Origin of the sequence: Burkholderia sp. AU39826, from assembly GCF_020419965.1 — a bacterium.
Classification (GTDB): domain Bacteria; phylum Pseudomonadota; class Gammaproteobacteria; order Burkholderiales; family Burkholderiaceae; genus Burkholderia; species Burkholderia semiarida.
Map to the genome: position 1 here is coordinate 660,421 of NZ_JAIZQG010000001.1, position 16,904 is coordinate 677,324.

A 16,904-nucleotide genomic window follows, 5' to 3' on the forward strand; every position below is an offset into this window, starting at 1 on the left:
TGTGCTACCGCACATTGCGACGCTCCCGCGACGCGCGCGTCGCCTCGTATCCCGCGCCGTGCCTGCGAATCCGGAGCGTGAGTGCGCTTTCGAACAGACCGCCACATCGCGCATCAGGATGATGAAGATCGCCGCGCCGCACGGATCGATCGCGTCCGTAGGGTGCGGCGTGCCGAAGGCATCACGCGAGGACAGCATCATGGAATGGCATTGTTGTGAATTCGAACATCTGAGCGCCGTCGATCTCTATGCAATCCTGCGCGCGCGCAACGCCGTGCTGGTGGTCGAGGACGCGCACACGCATCTCGACATCGACGGCAAGGACGCCGGCGCGCTGCACGTCTATGCGAGCATGCGCAACGGCGACGCCACGGAAGTCGTGGCCTACGCGCGCATCCTGCCCGGCGACGACATCGATCCGGACGTCGTGATCGACAAGGTGCTGACGAGCGAAAGCTGTCGGGACGACGACACGCTCGAACGCCTGATCGGACGCGCGCTCACCGCCGCGCAGGCCGCATGGCCGGACACCGCCGTGCGCACGCACGTCCCCGCGCCGCGCCAGGCGTTCTACAAACAGTTCGGATTCCGCAAGGCCTACGGCCCGTATCTCGAACAGGGTGCGCCGTTCGTCGGCCTGGTACGCTCGGCCGACCGTGCGGCCGGCGCGCTGCGTTACCTGCTGTCGCGGGCCGTTTCCGTCTCGCGCAACGACGACGCGCGCGCCGACGGCCGCGCTCGCACCCGGCTGCCCGTCGATACCGGAGCGAACCGATGACCCCCACCCTTCGCCCGGTTCCCGAACCCGATCTGCCGAGCATCCTGCCGGTGATTCTCGCCGGCGGCTCCGGCACGCGGCTGTGGCCGTTGTCGCGCGAGCAGTATCCGAAGCAGCTGATCGAGCTGGTTTCGGACGAATCGCCGCTGTCGGCGACGGCACGCCGCCTGAACGGCATCGCGAACGCGTCGCTCGGCGACACGCTGCTGCTCGTATGCGGCGAACAGCATCGCTTCATGAGCGCCGAGCAGGTGCAAGGCCGGTCGGCGCCCGCCCGCATCCTGCTGGAGCCGGCCGCGCGCAACACCGCGCCCGCGCTGACGCTTGCCGCGCTCGACGCGAGCGCGCTCGTGGACGATCCCGTGCTCGCCGTGATGCCGGCCGACCACGTGATCGTCGATGTCGGTGCATTCCAGGACGCGATCGCCCGCGCGGCGCGCTATGCGCAGGAAGGCGCGATCGTCACGCTCGGCGTGCTGCCGCGCCGTGCCGAGACGGGCTACGGCTACATCCAGGTGGGCGAGCCGCGCGCGGGCCGCCATGGCAGCGAAGGCGGCTACGCGATCGGGCGTTTCGTCGAAAAACCCGATGCGATGCTCGCCGAACGCTATCTGCAATCGGGCGATTACTGGTGGAACAGCGGGATCTTCGTCACGCGCGCATCGGTCTGGCTGAAGGCGATCGGCGCGCTCGCGCCGGACATCCACGCCGCTTGCGAAAGCGCGTGGCGCGCGGGTGTCGCGGACGATCCGTTTTTCCGGATCGATGCGGCGGCCTTCGACGCGTGCCCGTCGGATTCGATCGACTATGCGGTAATGGAGCGCCTCGCGGAACACCGCGAGCTCGGCATCGAAGGCATCGTGGTGCCGCTCGCGGCCGGCTGGTCGGACGTCGGCACGTGGGACGCGATCTGGGAAATCATGCCAAAGGACGATCACGGCAACGTCGCGCGAGGCCCGATCGTGTTCGAGGACACGCAGGACAGCTTCGTGCGCTCGGAAGGCCGCCTGATCGCGTGCGTCGGGATGAAGGACGTCGTCGTGATCGAGACGGCCGATGCCGTGCTCGTGGCGAACAAGCACGACGTGCAGCGCGTGAAAAACGTCGTCGCCCGCCTGAAGACCGACCGGCGCCCGCAGGCGAGCGAGCACCGCAAGGTGCAGCGGCCGTGGGGCCATTACGATTCGATCGATTTCGGCGCGCGCTTCCAGGTGAAGCGGATCGTCGTCGAACCCGGCAGGCGGCTGTCGCTGCAGATGCACTATCACCGCGCCGAGCACTGGATCGTCGTGCGCGGCACCGCGAAGGTGACGCGCGGCGCCGAGACGTTCCTGCTGTGCGAGAACGAATCGACGTACATCGCCGTCGGTGAAGTGCATCGACTCGAGAATCCCGGCCGGATTCCGCTCGAAATCATCGAGGTGCAATCGGGCGACTATCTCGGCGAAGACGATATCGTGCGGTTCGATGATCAGTACGGGCGGGCAATCGTCGGCGCCGCTCCGCCGCGCTCGGGGACGACGTCCGCGCAGCCGACGCCGGTCGTACCGCTCTCCGCCGGCGAACCGGGCTGACCGGACGCGCGTCAAGAGAATGCGGAGGAACGCGACGCCATGCGACAAGTGCGTGCGAATCGCGTCGGCGCGCACGCCGCGCACCGCTCGATCAGGGTCTGTTCACCCTAATCCGTGCCGCGCTGAGACCAGCGCGGCCGTCTGACGGATTCGCGCACGCGCGGCAGCAGCGCCGTATCGGCGCCGAGCGCGTCGGGCGCACCCGGCGCGGACTGGCGCGCGCGCGCACACGGAACGCTCCTCGACCGATCGTTCGCGGAAGGGTCCGCGGGCGCGCCAGCCGCGCACTCCGGTTCAGGTCCGACCCGCACCGGCATGCCGCCGATCCCGGACAGCCGATTGTCCGCCAGCCGTATGTCCGACACGTTGCCCCACAACCGAATGCCGTCGAATCTCGCATTCGACACGCGATTGCCGATCACGGTCACCCGCGACACGGAACCGGACCACGTGCTGACCTCGATCGCCGCTTGCTGCGTGAGCGGGCGCGAATCGGTCCGCCCTGTCGCAGTCTGGATATCGGCAATCACGTTGCGCTCGATCCGGACGTCGGACGAGCCGGCTGTGCGGTTGCTGTCCTCCTGCGCGACGAGAATCCCGGCGCTGACCTGCACGTTGCGCACGATGTTGTTCGAAATCGTCACGTCCGCACCGCCGACGACGGTGATGCCACGCCCCCACGGGTTGCCTTCCAGCGAGTTGCCGGTAATCATCACGTTGCGGGTCAGCACGCCCTCCGCCTGGTAACTCACCACGGCGATCATGTCGTCGCCGGTGCCGCGCACGACGTTGCCCTGTACCAGCACGTTGCGCGAGCCGTGCGTCATGTGGATGCCGTCCGCCAGCGTCGACAGTACCTCGTTGCCGACGATCGCGATATCCGCACCGCCGAACACGAAGATGCCGGCACCCGCGCCGCCGTCGACGATGTTGTCGAGCACCTGCACGTCTCGCCCGGTTACCTCGACCTTCGTCGATTCCGGCGTCGTCAGGCGCGTCGTGCCGGTTCCCGTGAGCCGGAACCCGACGAGCGTCGTACCGTCGCCGCGCAGCTCGATCGTCTGATCGTTCGGCGCGGTGGCGATCAGCGTCGCGCCGAATCCCGACAGCACCACACGCGCCTGCCGTACGACGAGCGAGCGGCCGACGACATAGCGCCCTGGTGCGAATACGAGCCGCTGCCCCGGGCGCAACGCATCGAGCGCGCGCTGCAACGCGTCGCCCTGATCGGCCGCGGCGGGATCCGGACGCACGTATGCGTCCGGTACGGCCGCATGAATCACGGCCGGTTCGCCCGCGGCGGTTGCGGATACCGCGGGTTCCGACCACGACGGCCCGCCCGCGATGCACATCGCGGCGATCACGCCGCGCGACAGACGTTGCAATTCATGCATGGCGTATCGTTTCCCTGGCAGGTTTTCGCGCGCGTTGAACCGCACATGTCGACGGCCGACTGCATGGCCCGTCCGCGAGACCGACGAAAGCGGCGACGCTTCGCCGTTGATTAGATCAGGGGCGCCGATCGGCTTCGGTGCGTCATCAGACCAAGCGCGCAACGTCCGGGCCCGACGATGATGCCCAAGCTCAAGCGGTACGCGTTCGTACCGCCGTATCGCGCCCCGGCCATGACGGAAAGCCGGCAATATGCGCGAACCCCGTCCGCAATGCGACCAGATAGACGGCGATCGGGATCGCGACACCGGCCAGCGTGCCGAGCACGAGGTGGACTGCCAGACCGGTGATGCCGGCGCGCATCAGCACGATCCGTACGGCCGCCATCGCGAAGATGTGGGTCAGGTAGATCGGCATCGATGCGCAACCGATCGCCGCCAGCCATCCCGCGCGTGCGGGCTGCGACGCATACCGATGCGCGAGTTGCAGCGCCAGTGCGATGCCCGAGAACGCGGCGGGAAGCGCCCAGATGCTCGTCGCGCTGCCGACGCCGTGAGCGAACACGACCGCGGCGACGAACGCCGTTGCCGTGGCGGCGCATGCGGTCGGCCCGCTATGGCGCGCGAGCCACCGGGGCAATGCCTGCGACGCAAGCACACCCGCCACGAAGAACGGTGCGTTCATCAGCGTGATCGACAGGATGCCCCACTGCGTCGCCGCGCCGAGCGCCAGCCCGAGCACCGCGCATCCGGCGAGCCAGCCGCGCGCCCGCGATGGCATGGGTGCGCGCGTCACATCCGGCACGGCCGCCGCGAACGCCCGGATGCCCAGCATGCAGAGCATCAGCGCGTACAGGAACCAGAACTGGGCGAACGGTCGCCAGCCGATCGCCAGCAGGTCGTTCAGCGTAAACGGATGATTGGTCCCGTGCGACGCCATCGCAATCTGCACGGCGCCCTGCGCGATCGACCACAGCAGGTACGGATACACGATCGTACGGATCTTCGACCACAGGAAGCCGTGCGGCGTGCGGCGCAGCGAGCTGCAGACGTGCAGGCCGGACAGGAAGAAGAACAACGGCATGTGGAACGTGTAGATCACGTAGTCGTTCCACGCGAATGCCGTGTCGGCCGCGCCTGCCGGCACGAGGTCGGCGGAAACGGCGCCGCGCAGCACATGCCCGTATACGACGAGAATGATTCCCGCGCCGCGGGCGACATCGAGGTGGGTTTCGCGTGCAGTCATGATGAAGCGGTGGCCGGCCGTCAGGTTCCGCACCGGCCGAGATATCGGATAGTCGTTCACTGTATGGATGGCCGACGCGCGGGACAGTGCGGTGGGGAACAGTGGGTCGTCGTGCCGCCCGGCGGATGTTCTACAGCCCCTCGAATATCTCCTTCATCATCTCGGCGCTTCTGCTCCAGCGATACTTGTCCGCGTGCAGGCGCCCCTTGCGTTTGAGCTCGGCCCTGAGTTCGTCGGAATCGAGCAGGCTCCGCAATTTCCGCGCGATGTCGTCCTGCGAATACGGATCGCAGTACAGCGCCGCGTCCGCACAGACTTCCGGCAGGGCTGCCGATTTGCCGACCACGGCCGGGCAGCCGTAGCGCATCGCCTCGAGAGGCGGTATGCCGAAGCCTTCGTAGATCGACGGGTAAAGAAAGCACGCCGCGTTCTGATACAGCGCCTTCAACTGTTCGTCGCTGATATAGCCGACGTACTTGATGTTCGGCTCCGCGGCCGCCGCCATCGGGTCCTGCTTGCCGAACACGGTGGCGTTCTGCATCCCGACGATGACGAGATCGACCGACGGATCGTCGATCTGCCTGAACGCCGCGATCAGCCGGCCGAAGTTCTTGGTGGGATTCATGCTGCTGACCGCGAGCACGAACCGGTTCGGTGTCAGCGCATGCTTGTCGAGCACGCTCGTGTCCGGTTCCAGCGTGTCGAGATGATCCGCACCGAGCGGCACGACGCTGATCTTCTCCGCGGCAACCCCGCAGTGATGCGCGAGGCGATCCCGCGAGAAATACGAGTTGGTCAGCACGCGGACGGAGGTTCGCGCCAGGATCCAGAACATGATCCGGTACCACACGCGAAACGGGCGCGAGAAATGCGCGGGCGTGTCGAATACCGCCGCGTCGTGCATGTAGATGATCTGGTTGCCGATGAAAATGGATGCCGAATTGCTGAGATTGACGACGCGGCCGCGGCGCGCGAACAACGGGAGCACCAGTTGCTCCCAGACCACGCCCTTGTAAAAGCCGACCTTGACCGTCCTCGCTCCACTCACCTCGATACCGGGCTGCGGAGGCACCAGCACGGTTACCGGATCCTGCGGCTGAAACTTGATCAACGCGGCGATCAGCTCGCGTGCGACGCGTTGCACGCCGGTTGTCTTCTGCGTGGTGAATCGGCCGTTGTATACGAGTTGCCTCGGTTTCTTGGAAGCGCTCATGTCACTAAGGGGATATCGAAATCAGGCTTTGACGTGATCCACTGCAACCGGCTCGAAGTCGCGCGTGGCAACGCGCGGCTCATCGGGGCCCAGTCCGTAAAGCGCATGCCATTGCCGGAAGATCGCGCTCATCGAAAACCGCTGAATCGCGCGCTTTCGCGCGGCTTCGCCCATCTGCTCGCGAAGCCGACGGTCGTCGCGGAGCGTGCTCAGGTAGCCGACCATCTCGGCGGGGGTCGACGCGACGTAGCCGGTCACGCCGTGGATCACCACGTCGCGATTGCCGACGACGTTCGTCACCACGGCCGGGATCCCGGCAACCTGCGCTTCGATCAGCGCGACCGGCATCCCCTCCCAGCGGGAGGTCTGGACATAGATGTCCAGTTCCGACGTGAGCGTCAGCGCACGCTCGCGGGTCACCCAGCCGCTGCAGGCGACGGCCTGGCGCCGCGACGAATCGGGAATCTCCGCCACGTTGCCGCCGATCCAGAGAAACTCGACGTCGGCGCCGCGCAGCTCGTCGGCAAGTCGTACGAACGCTTCGTGATTCTTCTGGAACGACGCGCGACCGCTCATCCCGATGACGACCTTGCGATCGTCGCGTGTTCGGCGAGGCGGAATCTCGGCCACGTTCACCCCGTTTTCCACCATGACCGCGGATTTCGCGCGAACTTTGCGGTTGATCTCGCCGAGCTCGCTGCCCGAGCACGCGACAATGGTGCCGCCGATACGCGCCGCGATGCGCTCGAAGCTCAGATACGCGAACTGCTTCATGCGAGACACGTCGCAGCGCAGGAACGACAGACCGTGGGGCGAGTAAAGCACCGTCGCGGTCGGCGCGGCGATCCGGGCGGCGATGCGTCCCAGCACGCCTGCCTTCGACGAGTGCAGATGAACCGCGGTCGGCCCGCAGTCACGCAGGTTCCGGACCAGCGCGCGCAAGCTCCGCAGATCACGCCGGACGTCGACCTCGCGCACCATGTCGACGTAAACGAGCTTCACGTCGGGCCGGAACAGCGTAGCGAAATCGCGCGGGGTTTCCGGCCGGATCGAGTGAAGTACCGTCACGTCGACGCCCGCTGCCGCGGCATGGTTGGCGAGATAGGTCAGCATCGACAGCACGCCGCCGCCAAACGCCTCGGCAATATGAACGATCTTTTCTTTGGTCATCTCTGGATTGGTCGATTCGATCGCACTGTTCGTTGCCCAGCGCGCCGATGAGGCGGCGCATCGTCAAGTCGCGAGCGATCCATACACATCGGAATCCCGATGTATTACGCATTCCTCATTGATGAACACGTGGCCGTCACGGACATTGCTTCGCGTCCGTCATGGCGGGCCTCGCTGCCGCGCCACGCGGCCACCGATATCCGTCGTTACGCGTTCCTCAACGGTCCGGACCATTGTGCAGCGCATGCCGGACGCACTGGGTGCGATGGCTAACCGAACAGGCGATTCGGCCGGCGCAGCCGCGAGCGCGCGGTGCTCATTGCACGTCGGTGCGTGCGGCGGGCAGCTTGCGCACGCGCGCAAGCGGATTGGACAGGTAGCGGATCGCGCGATTGCTCAGCGCGGACGACGGCAGCAAACATGCGAGCGACAGCACGGTGACCGCTGCCTTCTTGGCGGGACGCCAGAACGGATTGCGCAGCACGGTATGCCAGTAGCGTCCGGATTCGCACAGGAACCAGCGCCAGCGCCGCGCCAACGGCGCGCGATACAGCGTGCTCGCGAAGCGCGCCTTCTCGATCGCGAAGTCGAGCGGGGCGATCGGTAGCGCTTCCTGCAGCCGCGCGCCGGCGAGCGTGCGCAGGATCGACCAGCGCCGTTCGGCCTTCAGCGCACCGGTGGCCGCGTCTTCCGAATTGGCGAGTGCAAGGGCCGGGGCGTCGGTTGCGCTTGCGTTCGACTGCTGGTGCACGCGATAGCCGCCGAGTGTCGCGTCGATCATGTGGACGGCCCCGAGCAGCGCGATGCCGTAGATCGCGTAGAAATCGGCGCCATGCAGATTGTCGGCGGTGACGGGTACCGGAAAGATGCGCTTCAGCGCGGCGACGCGATACGCGTTGCCCGATGCAGGCGGCGACGGATACAGCCAGCCTGCGCGCAACAGGCGGCCGCAATCCGTATCGACCGCGGACTGCGGCACACTGGCGCCGGTCCGCACGCCATCGTGCGCGATCACGTCGAGCCGGAAATGGACCTTGACGAAATCGCCGGATGCGAACGCGGCGAGCACGCGTGCCGCGGCGTCGGCATAGAGCAGATCGTCCGCGTCGAGCAGGATGACGTAGCGCGACGCGACATGCTCGAGCGCGCGGTTGTACGCGGCTACCTGGCCGCGATTCTCCTGGAACACCGCCGTCACGCGCTCGCCGTACGAGCGAATGATGTCGCGCGAATCGTCGGTCGACCCGTCGTCGACGATCAGCACGCGGACGTCGCGCACGGTCTGCGCGAGCGCCGAGTCGATCGCTTCGCGCAGGTAGGCACCATGGTTGTAGTTGCAAATTGCGATGGTCAGGTCGGTCATGTGCGGAAGTCGGACGAGCAGCGCGCGGACAATCCTGGTCATGATACGGATCGCGCGGCCGCGCACAGTTCGCGAGCCTACCGTTCCGGATTTCGCGTCGCGCGTGGAATAGTGCGTCGTCGATGCGGTGCGGGTGCGAGTGGCCATGCCGTCGCGCCGCCGTCCCGCTCGTTGGTGTCGGCGGCGCGCGTCCCGGGTCCGGATACCGCACGCGTGGCGGAAGGCGCAACGCTCGCCGGCCGGTTCCCGAACCAATGGAACACGATGATCGGCAGCACGATCGGCAGGAAATTGCGTCCGCTGAACAGATTCGGCGTACGCATGATCTCCATCAACGACACGTAGAGCACCGCGTGCGCGCAGCACCAGAACCCGTTGCCGCTGCGCCAGCCCGCATAGCTGCGGCCGACCATCCAGCCGAGCACGGCCGCGTCGAGCAGCCCGAACCAGCCCCACTCGTAGAAGTGGACGAAGATACCGGACGGATTGTTGAATTCCGGGTCTGCGTAGCTGTTCAGAAACAGGTTGAAGCTGTCGCTCGAATCGATCCACGGCCGGAACGTCTCGCCGATCACCGGAAAGCGCATCAACCAGTCGAACGTGAACATCGGATGGCCCTGCCCCCAGCCGAGCACGGCAAGCATCCCGGCGCCGTTGTTCAACGACGTCGAATAGTACAGGCCGAGCCGTTCGAGCGCGAAGTCGAAGATGTTGTCGTAGATGTTGACGTAATAGGCTTCCCACGACCGGTTGTACTCGTTCGCGATAAACAGCGCGAACAACAGCGGGATCGCCGCGTACGGCCCAAGCGTGAGCAGCCGCGCATACCGGCCGTGCAGCCGGAACCGCACGACCATCAGCGCGAGCGGCATCACCATCTCGATCAACGCCAGGCGCTCCGCGAAGAGGAAGCTGCGCAGCACCGTCAGCACCGCGAGCACGGCGATGTAGATCTTGTAGCGGTTCAGGCCTTTCACCGGCGTTCGGAACACGTAGAAATAGAGTGCGACGAACGGCGACGTCGCCTGCGTGAACGAACTCAACCCGGTGACGCGGCCGATCTGCTGGAGCATGTCGTACGCGGTAGCCTGGCCATGCAGGAATTCGATCAGCAGCGCCGGCCGCGCGATGATCCCGCTCATCATCACGAGATTGCCGAACAGCGCGAGCGCGAACAGGCAATCGAGCACGCGCGGCGGCACCTCGACGGGCGTTTCAGCCGGCCCGCGCCGCGTCCGCGCTTCGGTCGTCGCGAGCCACGCCGTCGCCGCCACCACCATCAGGAACAACGCGCCGGCAAATGCGTAGTAACCGTCGAAATAGATTCGTGCGATCGACTTCTGGTCGCCCAGCAGGCTGAGCGACAGCAATCCATACAACGGCAGGATGAACATCGGCACGAGCCGTGCCGGATCCTCCCACCAGTAGCCTGCATAACCGCCCGCGACACCGCGCACGCGTGCCATCCTGCGCGCCGTCGCCGCGCCCGGTCGCGGCCCGGCACCGCCTGCTCTCCGATTCATGACGCGCGTTCCGCCCGTTGCCGCGGTGCGATCATCCCCGTCAACCCTGCCTCGGCCTGATGCGTGTTCGCGCCCGTATAGCCGTAGTCGTACCGTCCCGGCGCGCCCTTGTAGTCGTTCAGGATCACGCCGCGCACATCGATATGCGCGTGCTCGAGCCGCCGCGCGCTTTCGTCGAGCTCCGTCAACGTCGTCACGCCGCTACGCGCGACGAGGAACACGGTACCCGCGAGGCGGCCGAGCACCAGCGCGTCGGCCACCGGCAGCAACGGCGGGCCGTCGAGCACGACCATGTCGTAGCGGGACGCGGCCTGCGCGATCAGTTCGGCGAGCGCGGGTTGCAGCAGCAGTTCGCCCGGATCGGGAACGACATGGCCCATCGCGATGAAATCGAGGCCCGGTGCGACGCCGCGCCTGATTGCCTCGTCGAGCGTGTGAGTGCCCGCCACCACGTCCGCCAGCCCCGGCGCGCGGCTATAGCGGAACCGGTCGTGCAGCGAACCCTTGCGCAGATCGGCATCGATCAGCAGGACGCGCCGTTTCGCGGCGCCGACGAGCGATGCGATGTTCGCGGCGACGAACGACTTGCCGACGCCCGTCGTCGGCCCGGAGATCAGCACGACCGGATTCGATGCGGCCGGCATCGACAATTGCAGCGACGCGCGGAAACTGCGCAGGCTTTCGAGCGCGGCGTCCTGCACGTCGATCGGCGCCGTCGACATGCGCGGGCCGCGCCGGCCGCCCTTCGACCTCGGTTCAGCGGCCGCCGCGACGGCGCTGTGCGGGACCGTCGCGAACACGGGCAGCCCGGTCGCCCATTCGATTTCCTCCGCGTCGCCGATCGTGCCGACGACGCGTTGCCGGGCGATCACGATCGCCGCGCCCGCCAGCAGGCCGACCATCAGCAAGCCGACCACCGCGACCCCGCGATGCGGCCCGATCGGCTGCTCGGCGACCTTCGCCGTATCGACGATCCGCACGGTGCCCGTCTTGCTGGCGCGCGCGAGGACCATCTGCTGGCGTGTATTGAGCAGGTTCGTGTACAGCGCGGTGTCGACGGCCACGTCGCGCTGCAGTTGCAGCACGCCCTGCTCGACGGTCGGCAGTTGCTGGATCTGCTTGCGGGCCGTGTCGAGCGAGCGCTGCGCATCGGCGAGCTGCGCATCGACGGCCACGATGGCCGGATGCTTCGGCATGAAGCGCGTGAGCAGTTCCTCGCGACGCTGCTGCAGCGTCTGCACACGCGTCTCGATGTCGACCGACTGTTGACGCAACGCCAGTGCCTCGTCGCTCGTATTGACCGTCCCGTGCGATGCACGGAATGCGTTGAAGCGGTTCTCCGCCGCTTCCAGTTGCGCCTTCAGTTGCGGCAACTGGCCGTCCATGTAACGGATCAGCTTGTCGGCCGCCTCGGATTTGCGTTGCGTGTTCTGCGCGAGGTACGCATCTCCGATCGCGTTCAGCACACGGCTGTCATGCACGGGATCGATGCCGTCGAGCGTCACGCCGATCATGTTCGACTGCTTGCCGCGCTCCGAGATCAGCGCGTTCTTCTGCAGCCACGCCGTCGCCTCCTCGTCGCTGTAGCGCGTCAGATCGAAGCGTGCGCCGGGCTGGCCGGCCACGTCGCGCACGAACACGTCGATCGGCCCCTGCGGCGTCTCGATGTGCAGCGGCTGGCCGATGCGGCCCCGCCATACCGGCCCTTTCCGACCGAAGAAGCCCGTGCGCTGCAGCGTGTAGGCGCCGTCGTCGCCGACGGTCAGCGCGAAGCGCTTGCCGAGCAGCCGCTTCGGCACGTCGAAGGTCGGCACGTCGATGCGCTCGGTGCCATACACGTAGCCGCCCGGCAACGGCGACGACAGCCCGTCGGCCGCGTTCACGAGCCGCCAGCCGATCAGCGGCAGGTAATGCGGCCGTGCGTCGAGGGCGAGGTTCGTGCTCTCGATCGCGCGATCGAGCACCGCACGGGATTTGAGCACCTCGATCTCGGTCGATGCATCGGTCTTCAGATCGAACACCGACGACGGATCGCCGGGCGGCGACGTCTGCTTCGAATCGGTCTGGCTTTGCTCGACCTGGAACAGGATGTCGGAGCGGTAGACGGGGGCCGCGAACAGCGCATACAGGCCGCCCGCGAGCGCGCCGACGAGCGCCGTGCACGCGATCAGGCGCCGGCCGCCATACAGCATGCTCCAGTAGCGGCGCACCGGATAGGACGGCCGCGGAATGCGCCCGCTGGGCGGCTCAGGCAAGGTCGAAGTGTTCATGCAGCATCAGTCCCGTATGGCGCGACGCACGGTCGCGGTCACGAAATCCGCCTCGGGCATCACGGCGAAATGGCTTTCGCCGTCAGCGCACCTTGCGCGGACGACGGAATCAGCAGGTTCACGACGCGGCTCCAGCGCACCAGCGACGACGCATCGACGAACACGACGTCGCGCCGCTCGAGCGGAAACTGGTCGGCGAGCGCGAACGACGCGGGCGAGCTGCCGTCGAGGTGGTACACCCGCGGACGATTGTCGGGGCCGCGGCGCACGACGAACACCTGGCGCGCGTCCGACGTGTACTGGCTCACGCCGCCCGTGTCGCCGAGCGCTTCGCCGAGGCTCATCCGGCCGTCGGTCAACGTCAGCGTCGCGGGCCGCGATACTTCGCCGAGCACGAATACCTTCGCGTCGCTCGCCGCGCGCACGCGTACGAGATCGCCGTCGCGCAGCAGGATGTTCGACGGATTCACGCCCGCCGCGATCAGTGCGGGCAGGCTCACGTTCACGGTCGTGTCGCCGCGCGTCACCGACACCTGCGAGCGATCCGCCGTCGGCGTGAAGCCACCCGCGCGGTCGATCGCCTCGGGCAGCGTCATCGGCATGTCGTTGACGATCTGCAAACCCGGCGTGCGCACTTCGCCGTCGAGATAGACGCGCTTGCTGCGGTAGCTCTGCACGCGCAGCGCGAGCTGCGGCTTGCGCACGTATTCGCCGAGCCGCTTCATCAGCAGCGCGCGCGCCTGTGCCTCGGTCAGTCCTGCCACGTGCACGAGGCCCGCATACGCGAACTGGACGTTGCCGGCCGCGTCGACCGTGTAGCCCGTCGCGACCGAGCTGGCGCCGACGCCGTCGCCGCCGCCGACCGTCTGCGTCGTCGGCAGGTTCAATTCGGGGTGATCCCAGACGATGATGCTCAGCACGTCGCCGGGGCCGATCGTGTACGGCGTCGGCTTGCCGAACAACTGACGGATCTCCGCGTCGACGTTGGCCGGCCGCCCCGCATGGTGCTGTGCGACGAATGCCGGCGTGATCTCGATCAGATCCTCGCTCGACACGTTCTGCACGCCGTCGAGGCCGCCCGAGCCCGATGCGTCGGCGCTCACGCGCGCATTCGCGTCGCGCTCCGCCGGCGCGCGGTAAGTCATGCCGGGCGACAGCGCACATGCGCTCAGCGCGCACGCGGCCGCCACGATCGCCATGCGCGACAGCCACGGCGCACGGCCGGCGCCGGCCCCGCATGGCCGCCGCGTGCCGCGCGTCGATTCCGGTTGCGTGGTGATTGACATGGTGTCCTTCCAAAACTGTGCGGTAACCCGCCGAACGCGGCGAATTCCGGCATTACGCTTGCCCAGCGCGGCTTGCATTGCAGTGCCGCACCACCCTCTTCACCGCACGTCACTCCCTGCGATTCGTCATGAACTTCTCTTCGTCGCTTGCGCCGTTCCTCTACATCGCGTCGGCCGGCTTCGTCTGTGCCGCCGGTGCGCAAACGCTGTCCGGCACACCGGCCGACACACCGCTCCTCGCATCGTCGACACTCGTTGCGCCCGTGCCGCCACAACGCTCGGCGCAAGCCGTCGGCGCGGCCGCGACCGCATCCGCGGCCGTGGCGCCCGCGCTCGCTCGTTCAGCCGCGAGCACCGCCGCCCAGCCCGACACGCGGGCCCGCATCACGTTGCGCCGGCCGCTCGTGCCGGCGAGACCGCATCGCCCGCAGGTGGCCAATGCGCCCACCGACGACGTATGGCGCAGCGACACGTTGTACGCATCGCCCTACGCGAAATCACCCTATGCGGAGCCGGGCGATCGGAACTGACACATCCGGCTGGTCGGGGCACAACCGTGCATGCATCGATAAGGGATTGGACACTACGGCGAGCCGCGCGTCTGTGAGCGACCCCACCGAACGTCGATCTTCATACGATGCCGGGATCGCGCCCCGCGGCGCCGACGCATGCGGCACGACGCGCATCACGGCCTGCCGACCGACACGTTTGCGTACGATCCGCCCGCCGCTTCGAGCGCGACAGGATCGGCGGCGTGCACGACCGGCCTCGTCAAGTCGCGACCGAGCGCCTGCAAGCACCGCTCGATCACGATATCCGTGCCGACCGCGCCGTATACCGCGTGATCGACCTGCGGCTCGAGGTGCAGCCGTACGTGACGCGAGCACCTGAACGCATGCTCGATCGCGCCGAAATGGCGGCGGACATCGTCGATGCCGGGATCGAGCGCGCCATAGACGAGCGTCGTCCGGACATCGCGTTGCGCAAGCACGTGCATCACGCCGCGTGGTGTGCCCACGCGCGGCTTCCAGCCGACGCGCGCGGCCGCCTCCTTCACCGGTACGCTGACCCGCGCGATCGCATTGGCGGCGACGGCCCGCACGATCGGCCGTAAATCGCGCCGTTCTCGCACGAGGCGTTTCCACTTCTGCCAGTCGCGTACCGACAGCCAGTAGCCGCGCACCGAGTTGTTCCGCTGCTTCTGCACCGCGTCCAGCGAGAGGCCGGTCGGCCACACGAAGCGCGCCAGGTTGATCGCGATCACGCCGCCGAGCGACGGCGTCTTCACGGCCGCATGCAATGCCGCATAGGCGCCGGAACAGATGCCGGCCGCGACCACGTCCGGATGACCGAGCGCACGCAGCCAGTCGGCGGCGGCCGCCACGTCGTCACTTGACCGCGCCGAATACACGACGGGAGACTGGTCGTCGGGCGCGGCGGCCCCGCTGTCGCCGACGCCGTTCACGTCGAGGCGAAGCGTCGTGACGCCGGCGCGCGCGAGCGTCCGCGCGAGGCGCACGCTGAAGCGTCCTTCGCCACTTCGCGGATTCGTCGACGTGTTCGCGATCACGAGCGCCGGCGCGACGGGATGCGCCGGCCCCGTATCGGCGGGACGGCACAGCACGCCGACCAACCGGTCCGGCCCGACCGCGACGACCTGCTCGGTCATGTCGATCATGTCGAGCGCCGCGGCCGATTCGCCGTTCCATGGCGGATCCGGCCGCCACGTCGGGTCGACGCCGGCGGCCGTGTGCGGCGCGCGTTCGACGATCCAGCTCGCGAGCGTATCGATGGCCGCGCGCGGCAGGCGCGAGCGTGTACCGTCCAGCATCGTCGTGGGCCATTCGCGGAACGGTTCGGCCGCCACGTTCACGCCCCGCGCAAGCAGCGCATCGCGCAACGCGGGCTCGTCCTGATCGGGCTGAATCAGCAGCACCGCGCGAGGCAGCGTCGGTGCGTCGCGCACGACGTCGCACAGATCGACCGCCTTCAATGCAGCGACGAAATCGTCGGGAAAGCGGTGCCCGAGCACGTTCATGCACGGCTCGTCGCGATGTGCGGCGCGAATCGCAGGCGACGTGACGTCGAGCCACTGGCGATGCACGAACGACAGCTCGCGAAGATAAGCGCGCCCGCGCACGACCGGCGCGAGCGCCACCAAGGCGTCGACGCGCGGCGACGGGTGCTGCCCGTCGCCTGCGGCGGCCAGCATCGCGAACAGCGCACCCGCGCGGATGCCGACGAGCGTCAGCGACGCGACACCGACCTGGTCGCGCAGCAGATCGATCGCATCGTGAATGCTGCCGAGGGTGGCGGCGTGCCGATCGGCGTCACGATCGTCGCCCGCGGAATCGCCGGTGCACGGATAGTTGAATCGCAACACCGTGACGCCGTGGCGGGCAAGGCGCTCGGCGATCGCCCGCATGAGCTTGTGCGTCCACGATGCCTCGTGTCCCAACGATTCGCACAGGATCACCCCTTGTGTCGTCTGTCCTTCGTGCAGCCACCCCACGCAGCTGCCGAACGTAATGGGCTTCAATCGGTACTCCTCGGATCGGTATTTTTATCGGACGCGGACACGCGTTCCGGCGGCTCCACCGGAACGAGCGATTCCACGATCGTGCGACTGCTCGACGAATGCGCGGCAGCGGCCCGGCCGCGCCCCTGCGCGGCTCCCGCCCGGTTCCATGTGTTGCCCTGCTCCCCATGCCCGCGGGAGGTGACGTTGCGTGCCCGAGGCGCCATCGGACGGCTCGCACCGTGAACCAAAACAGTGCACTCGATTAAAGCACCCGGTTCGAGCGTCCTTCGGTGCGCCAGCTTACAAATAGCTTCATCGCTATCGCGGTACGACGACGGGCAACGGCGCGCGGTGTCGGGATGCATGCCGCGCGCACGAACGGAATCCGCGAACGGTAGGCTCGCGAACAGAGCCGTCCCGTGCGGCCCGTATCATGGCCGCCATACGATGTGGCCATACCGGGCGACGCCGGACGCGCCACCCACCCATGCAACCGGGTCAGCGCCGACCGGATGCACGCGCGCACCGCGGCCCCATGCCGCCGCCCTGCGACACCCACGGCGCCGACC

Annotated in this window: 12 protein-coding genes; 3 read left to right on the forward strand and 9 right to left on the reverse strand. The window is 67.6% G+C overall.

All coding sequences use genetic code 11. The features are described from left to right. The first annotated feature begins 199 nt into the window (after nucleotides 1–199). A complete protein-coding gene (locus LGM42_RS02950) occupies nucleotides 200–778 on the forward strand; it encodes a hypothetical protein (protein ID WP_060311721.1) in 579 nt (192 codons plus the stop codon). Then, a complete protein-coding gene (locus tag LGM42_RS02955; protein ID WP_226231523.1) occupies nucleotides 775–2,352 on the forward strand; it encodes a mannose-1-phosphate guanylyltransferase/mannose-6-phosphate isomerase in 1,578 nt (525 codons plus the stop codon). Before LGM42_RS02950 ends, LGM42_RS02955 begins: the two co-directional genes overlap by 4 nt. Nucleotides 2,353–2,459: 107 nt before the next feature. Here the strand turns inward: LGM42_RS02955 and LGM42_RS02960 are convergent, their stop codons facing one another. The 8 genes from LGM42_RS02960 to LGM42_RS02995 all read right to left on the reverse strand — a co-directional run bounded on the left by LGM42_RS02960 (nucleotide 2,460) and on the right by LGM42_RS02995 (nucleotide 13,814). Continuing rightward, the gene (locus LGM42_RS02960; RefSeq protein ID WP_226231524.1) at nucleotides 2,460–3,746 is read right to left on the reverse strand and encodes a nitrous oxide reductase family maturation protein NosD; all 1,287 of its coding nucleotides are present in this window, start codon (nucleotides 3,744–3,746) and stop codon (nucleotides 2,460–2,462) included. Between the two features lie 190 nt (nucleotides 3,747–3,936). Then, nucleotides 3,937–4,989: an acyltransferase family protein gene (locus LGM42_RS02965; protein ID WP_226231525.1), complete on the reverse strand. Its 1,053-nt coding sequence runs from the start codon at nucleotides 4,987–4,989 to the stop codon at nucleotides 3,937–3,939. A gap of 130 nt (nucleotides 4,990–5,119) precedes the next feature. Next, nucleotides 5,120–6,202, reverse strand: coding sequence for a glycosyltransferase family 4 protein (locus LGM42_RS02970; protein ID WP_104012810.1), 1,083 nt, complete (start codon nucleotides 6,200–6,202; stop codon nucleotides 5,120–5,122). Nucleotides 6,203–6,223: 21 nt separating this feature from the next. Next, complete coding sequence (locus LGM42_RS02975) at nucleotides 6,224–7,372, reverse strand: glycosyltransferase (RefSeq protein WP_226231526.1); 1,149 nt, start codon at nucleotides 7,370–7,372, stop codon at nucleotides 6,224–6,226. Between the two features lie 316 nt (nucleotides 7,373–7,688). Then, nucleotides 7,689–8,735 (reverse strand): glycosyltransferase family 2 protein, encoded by a 1,047-nt coding sequence (locus LGM42_RS02980; protein WP_124658162.1) that lies wholly within the window; start codon nucleotides 8,733–8,735, stop codon nucleotides 7,689–7,691. 77 nt (nucleotides 8,736–8,812) lie between these two features. Next, nucleotides 8,813–10,258, reverse strand: a complete 1,446-nt coding sequence (locus LGM42_RS02985; RefSeq protein WP_226231527.1) for an oligosaccharide repeat unit polymerase — start codon at nucleotides 10,256–10,258, stop codon at nucleotides 8,813–8,815. Further along, a complete protein-coding gene (locus tag LGM42_RS02990; protein WP_226231528.1) occupies nucleotides 10,255–12,528 on the reverse strand; it encodes a polysaccharide biosynthesis tyrosine autokinase in 2,274 nt (757 codons plus the stop codon). The genes LGM42_RS02985 and LGM42_RS02990 overlap by 4 nt, the downstream gene beginning before the upstream one ends. A gap of 59 nt (nucleotides 12,529–12,587) precedes the next feature. After that, nucleotides 12,588–13,814 carry a polysaccharide biosynthesis/export family protein gene (locus LGM42_RS02995; RefSeq protein ID WP_226231529.1) on the reverse strand — a complete coding sequence of 409 codons (1,227 nt, stop codon included), beginning with the start codon at nucleotides 13,812–13,814 and terminating at the stop codon, nucleotides 12,588–12,590. A gap of 77 nt (nucleotides 13,815–13,891) precedes the next feature. Here LGM42_RS02995 and LGM42_RS03000 point away from each other — a divergent pair, with 77 nt between their 5' ends. Beyond that, nucleotides 13,892–14,344: a hypothetical protein gene (locus LGM42_RS03000; protein WP_226231530.1), complete on the forward strand. Its 453-nt coding sequence runs from the start codon at nucleotides 13,892–13,894 to the stop codon at nucleotides 14,342–14,344. A gap of 155 nt (nucleotides 14,345–14,499) precedes the next feature. Here the strand turns inward: LGM42_RS03000 and LGM42_RS03005 are convergent, their stop codons facing one another. Then, the gene (locus LGM42_RS03005; RefSeq protein ID WP_226231531.1) at nucleotides 14,500–16,353 is read right to left on the reverse strand and encodes a serine aminopeptidase domain-containing protein; all 1,854 of its coding nucleotides are present in this window, start codon (nucleotides 16,351–16,353) and stop codon (nucleotides 14,500–14,502) included. Nucleotides 16,354–16,904 lie beyond the last annotated feature (551 nt).

Coding starts and splice junctions, on each gene's coding strand:
- LGM42_RS02980 (WP_124658162.1), bottom strand. CDS start 8,735: ATGACCGACCTGACCATCGCAATTTGCAACTACAACCATGGTGCCTAC.
- LGM42_RS02970 (WP_104012810.1), bottom strand. CDS start 6,202: ATGAGCGCTTCCAAGAAACCGAGGCAACTCGTATACAACGGCCGATTC.
- LGM42_RS02955 (WP_226231523.1), top strand. CDS start 775: ATGACCCCCACCCTTCGCCCGGTTCCCGAACCCGATCTGCCGAGCATC.
- LGM42_RS02960 (WP_226231524.1), bottom strand. CDS start 3,746: ATGCATGAATTGCAACGTCTGTCGCGCGGCGTGATCGCCGCGATGTGC.
- LGM42_RS02995 (WP_226231529.1), bottom strand. CDS start 13,814: ATGTCAATCACCACGCAACCGGAATCGACGCGCGGCACGCGGCGGCCA.
- LGM42_RS02975 (WP_226231526.1), bottom strand. CDS start 7,372: ATGACCAAAGAAAAGATCGTTCATATTGCCGAGGCGTTTGGCGGCGGC.
- LGM42_RS02965 (WP_226231525.1), bottom strand. CDS start 4,989: ATGACTGCACGCGAAACCCACCTCGATGTCGCCCGCGGCGCGGGAATC.
- LGM42_RS02990 (WP_226231528.1), bottom strand. CDS start 12,528: ATGAACACTTCGACCTTGCCTGAGCCGCCCAGCGGGCGCATTCCGCGG.
- LGM42_RS02950 (WP_060311721.1), top strand. CDS start 200: ATGGAATGGCATTGTTGTGAATTCGAACATCTGAGCGCCGTCGATCTC.
- LGM42_RS02985 (WP_226231527.1), bottom strand. CDS start 10,258: ATGAATCGGAGAGCAGGCGGTGCCGGGCCGCGACCGGGCGCGGCGACG.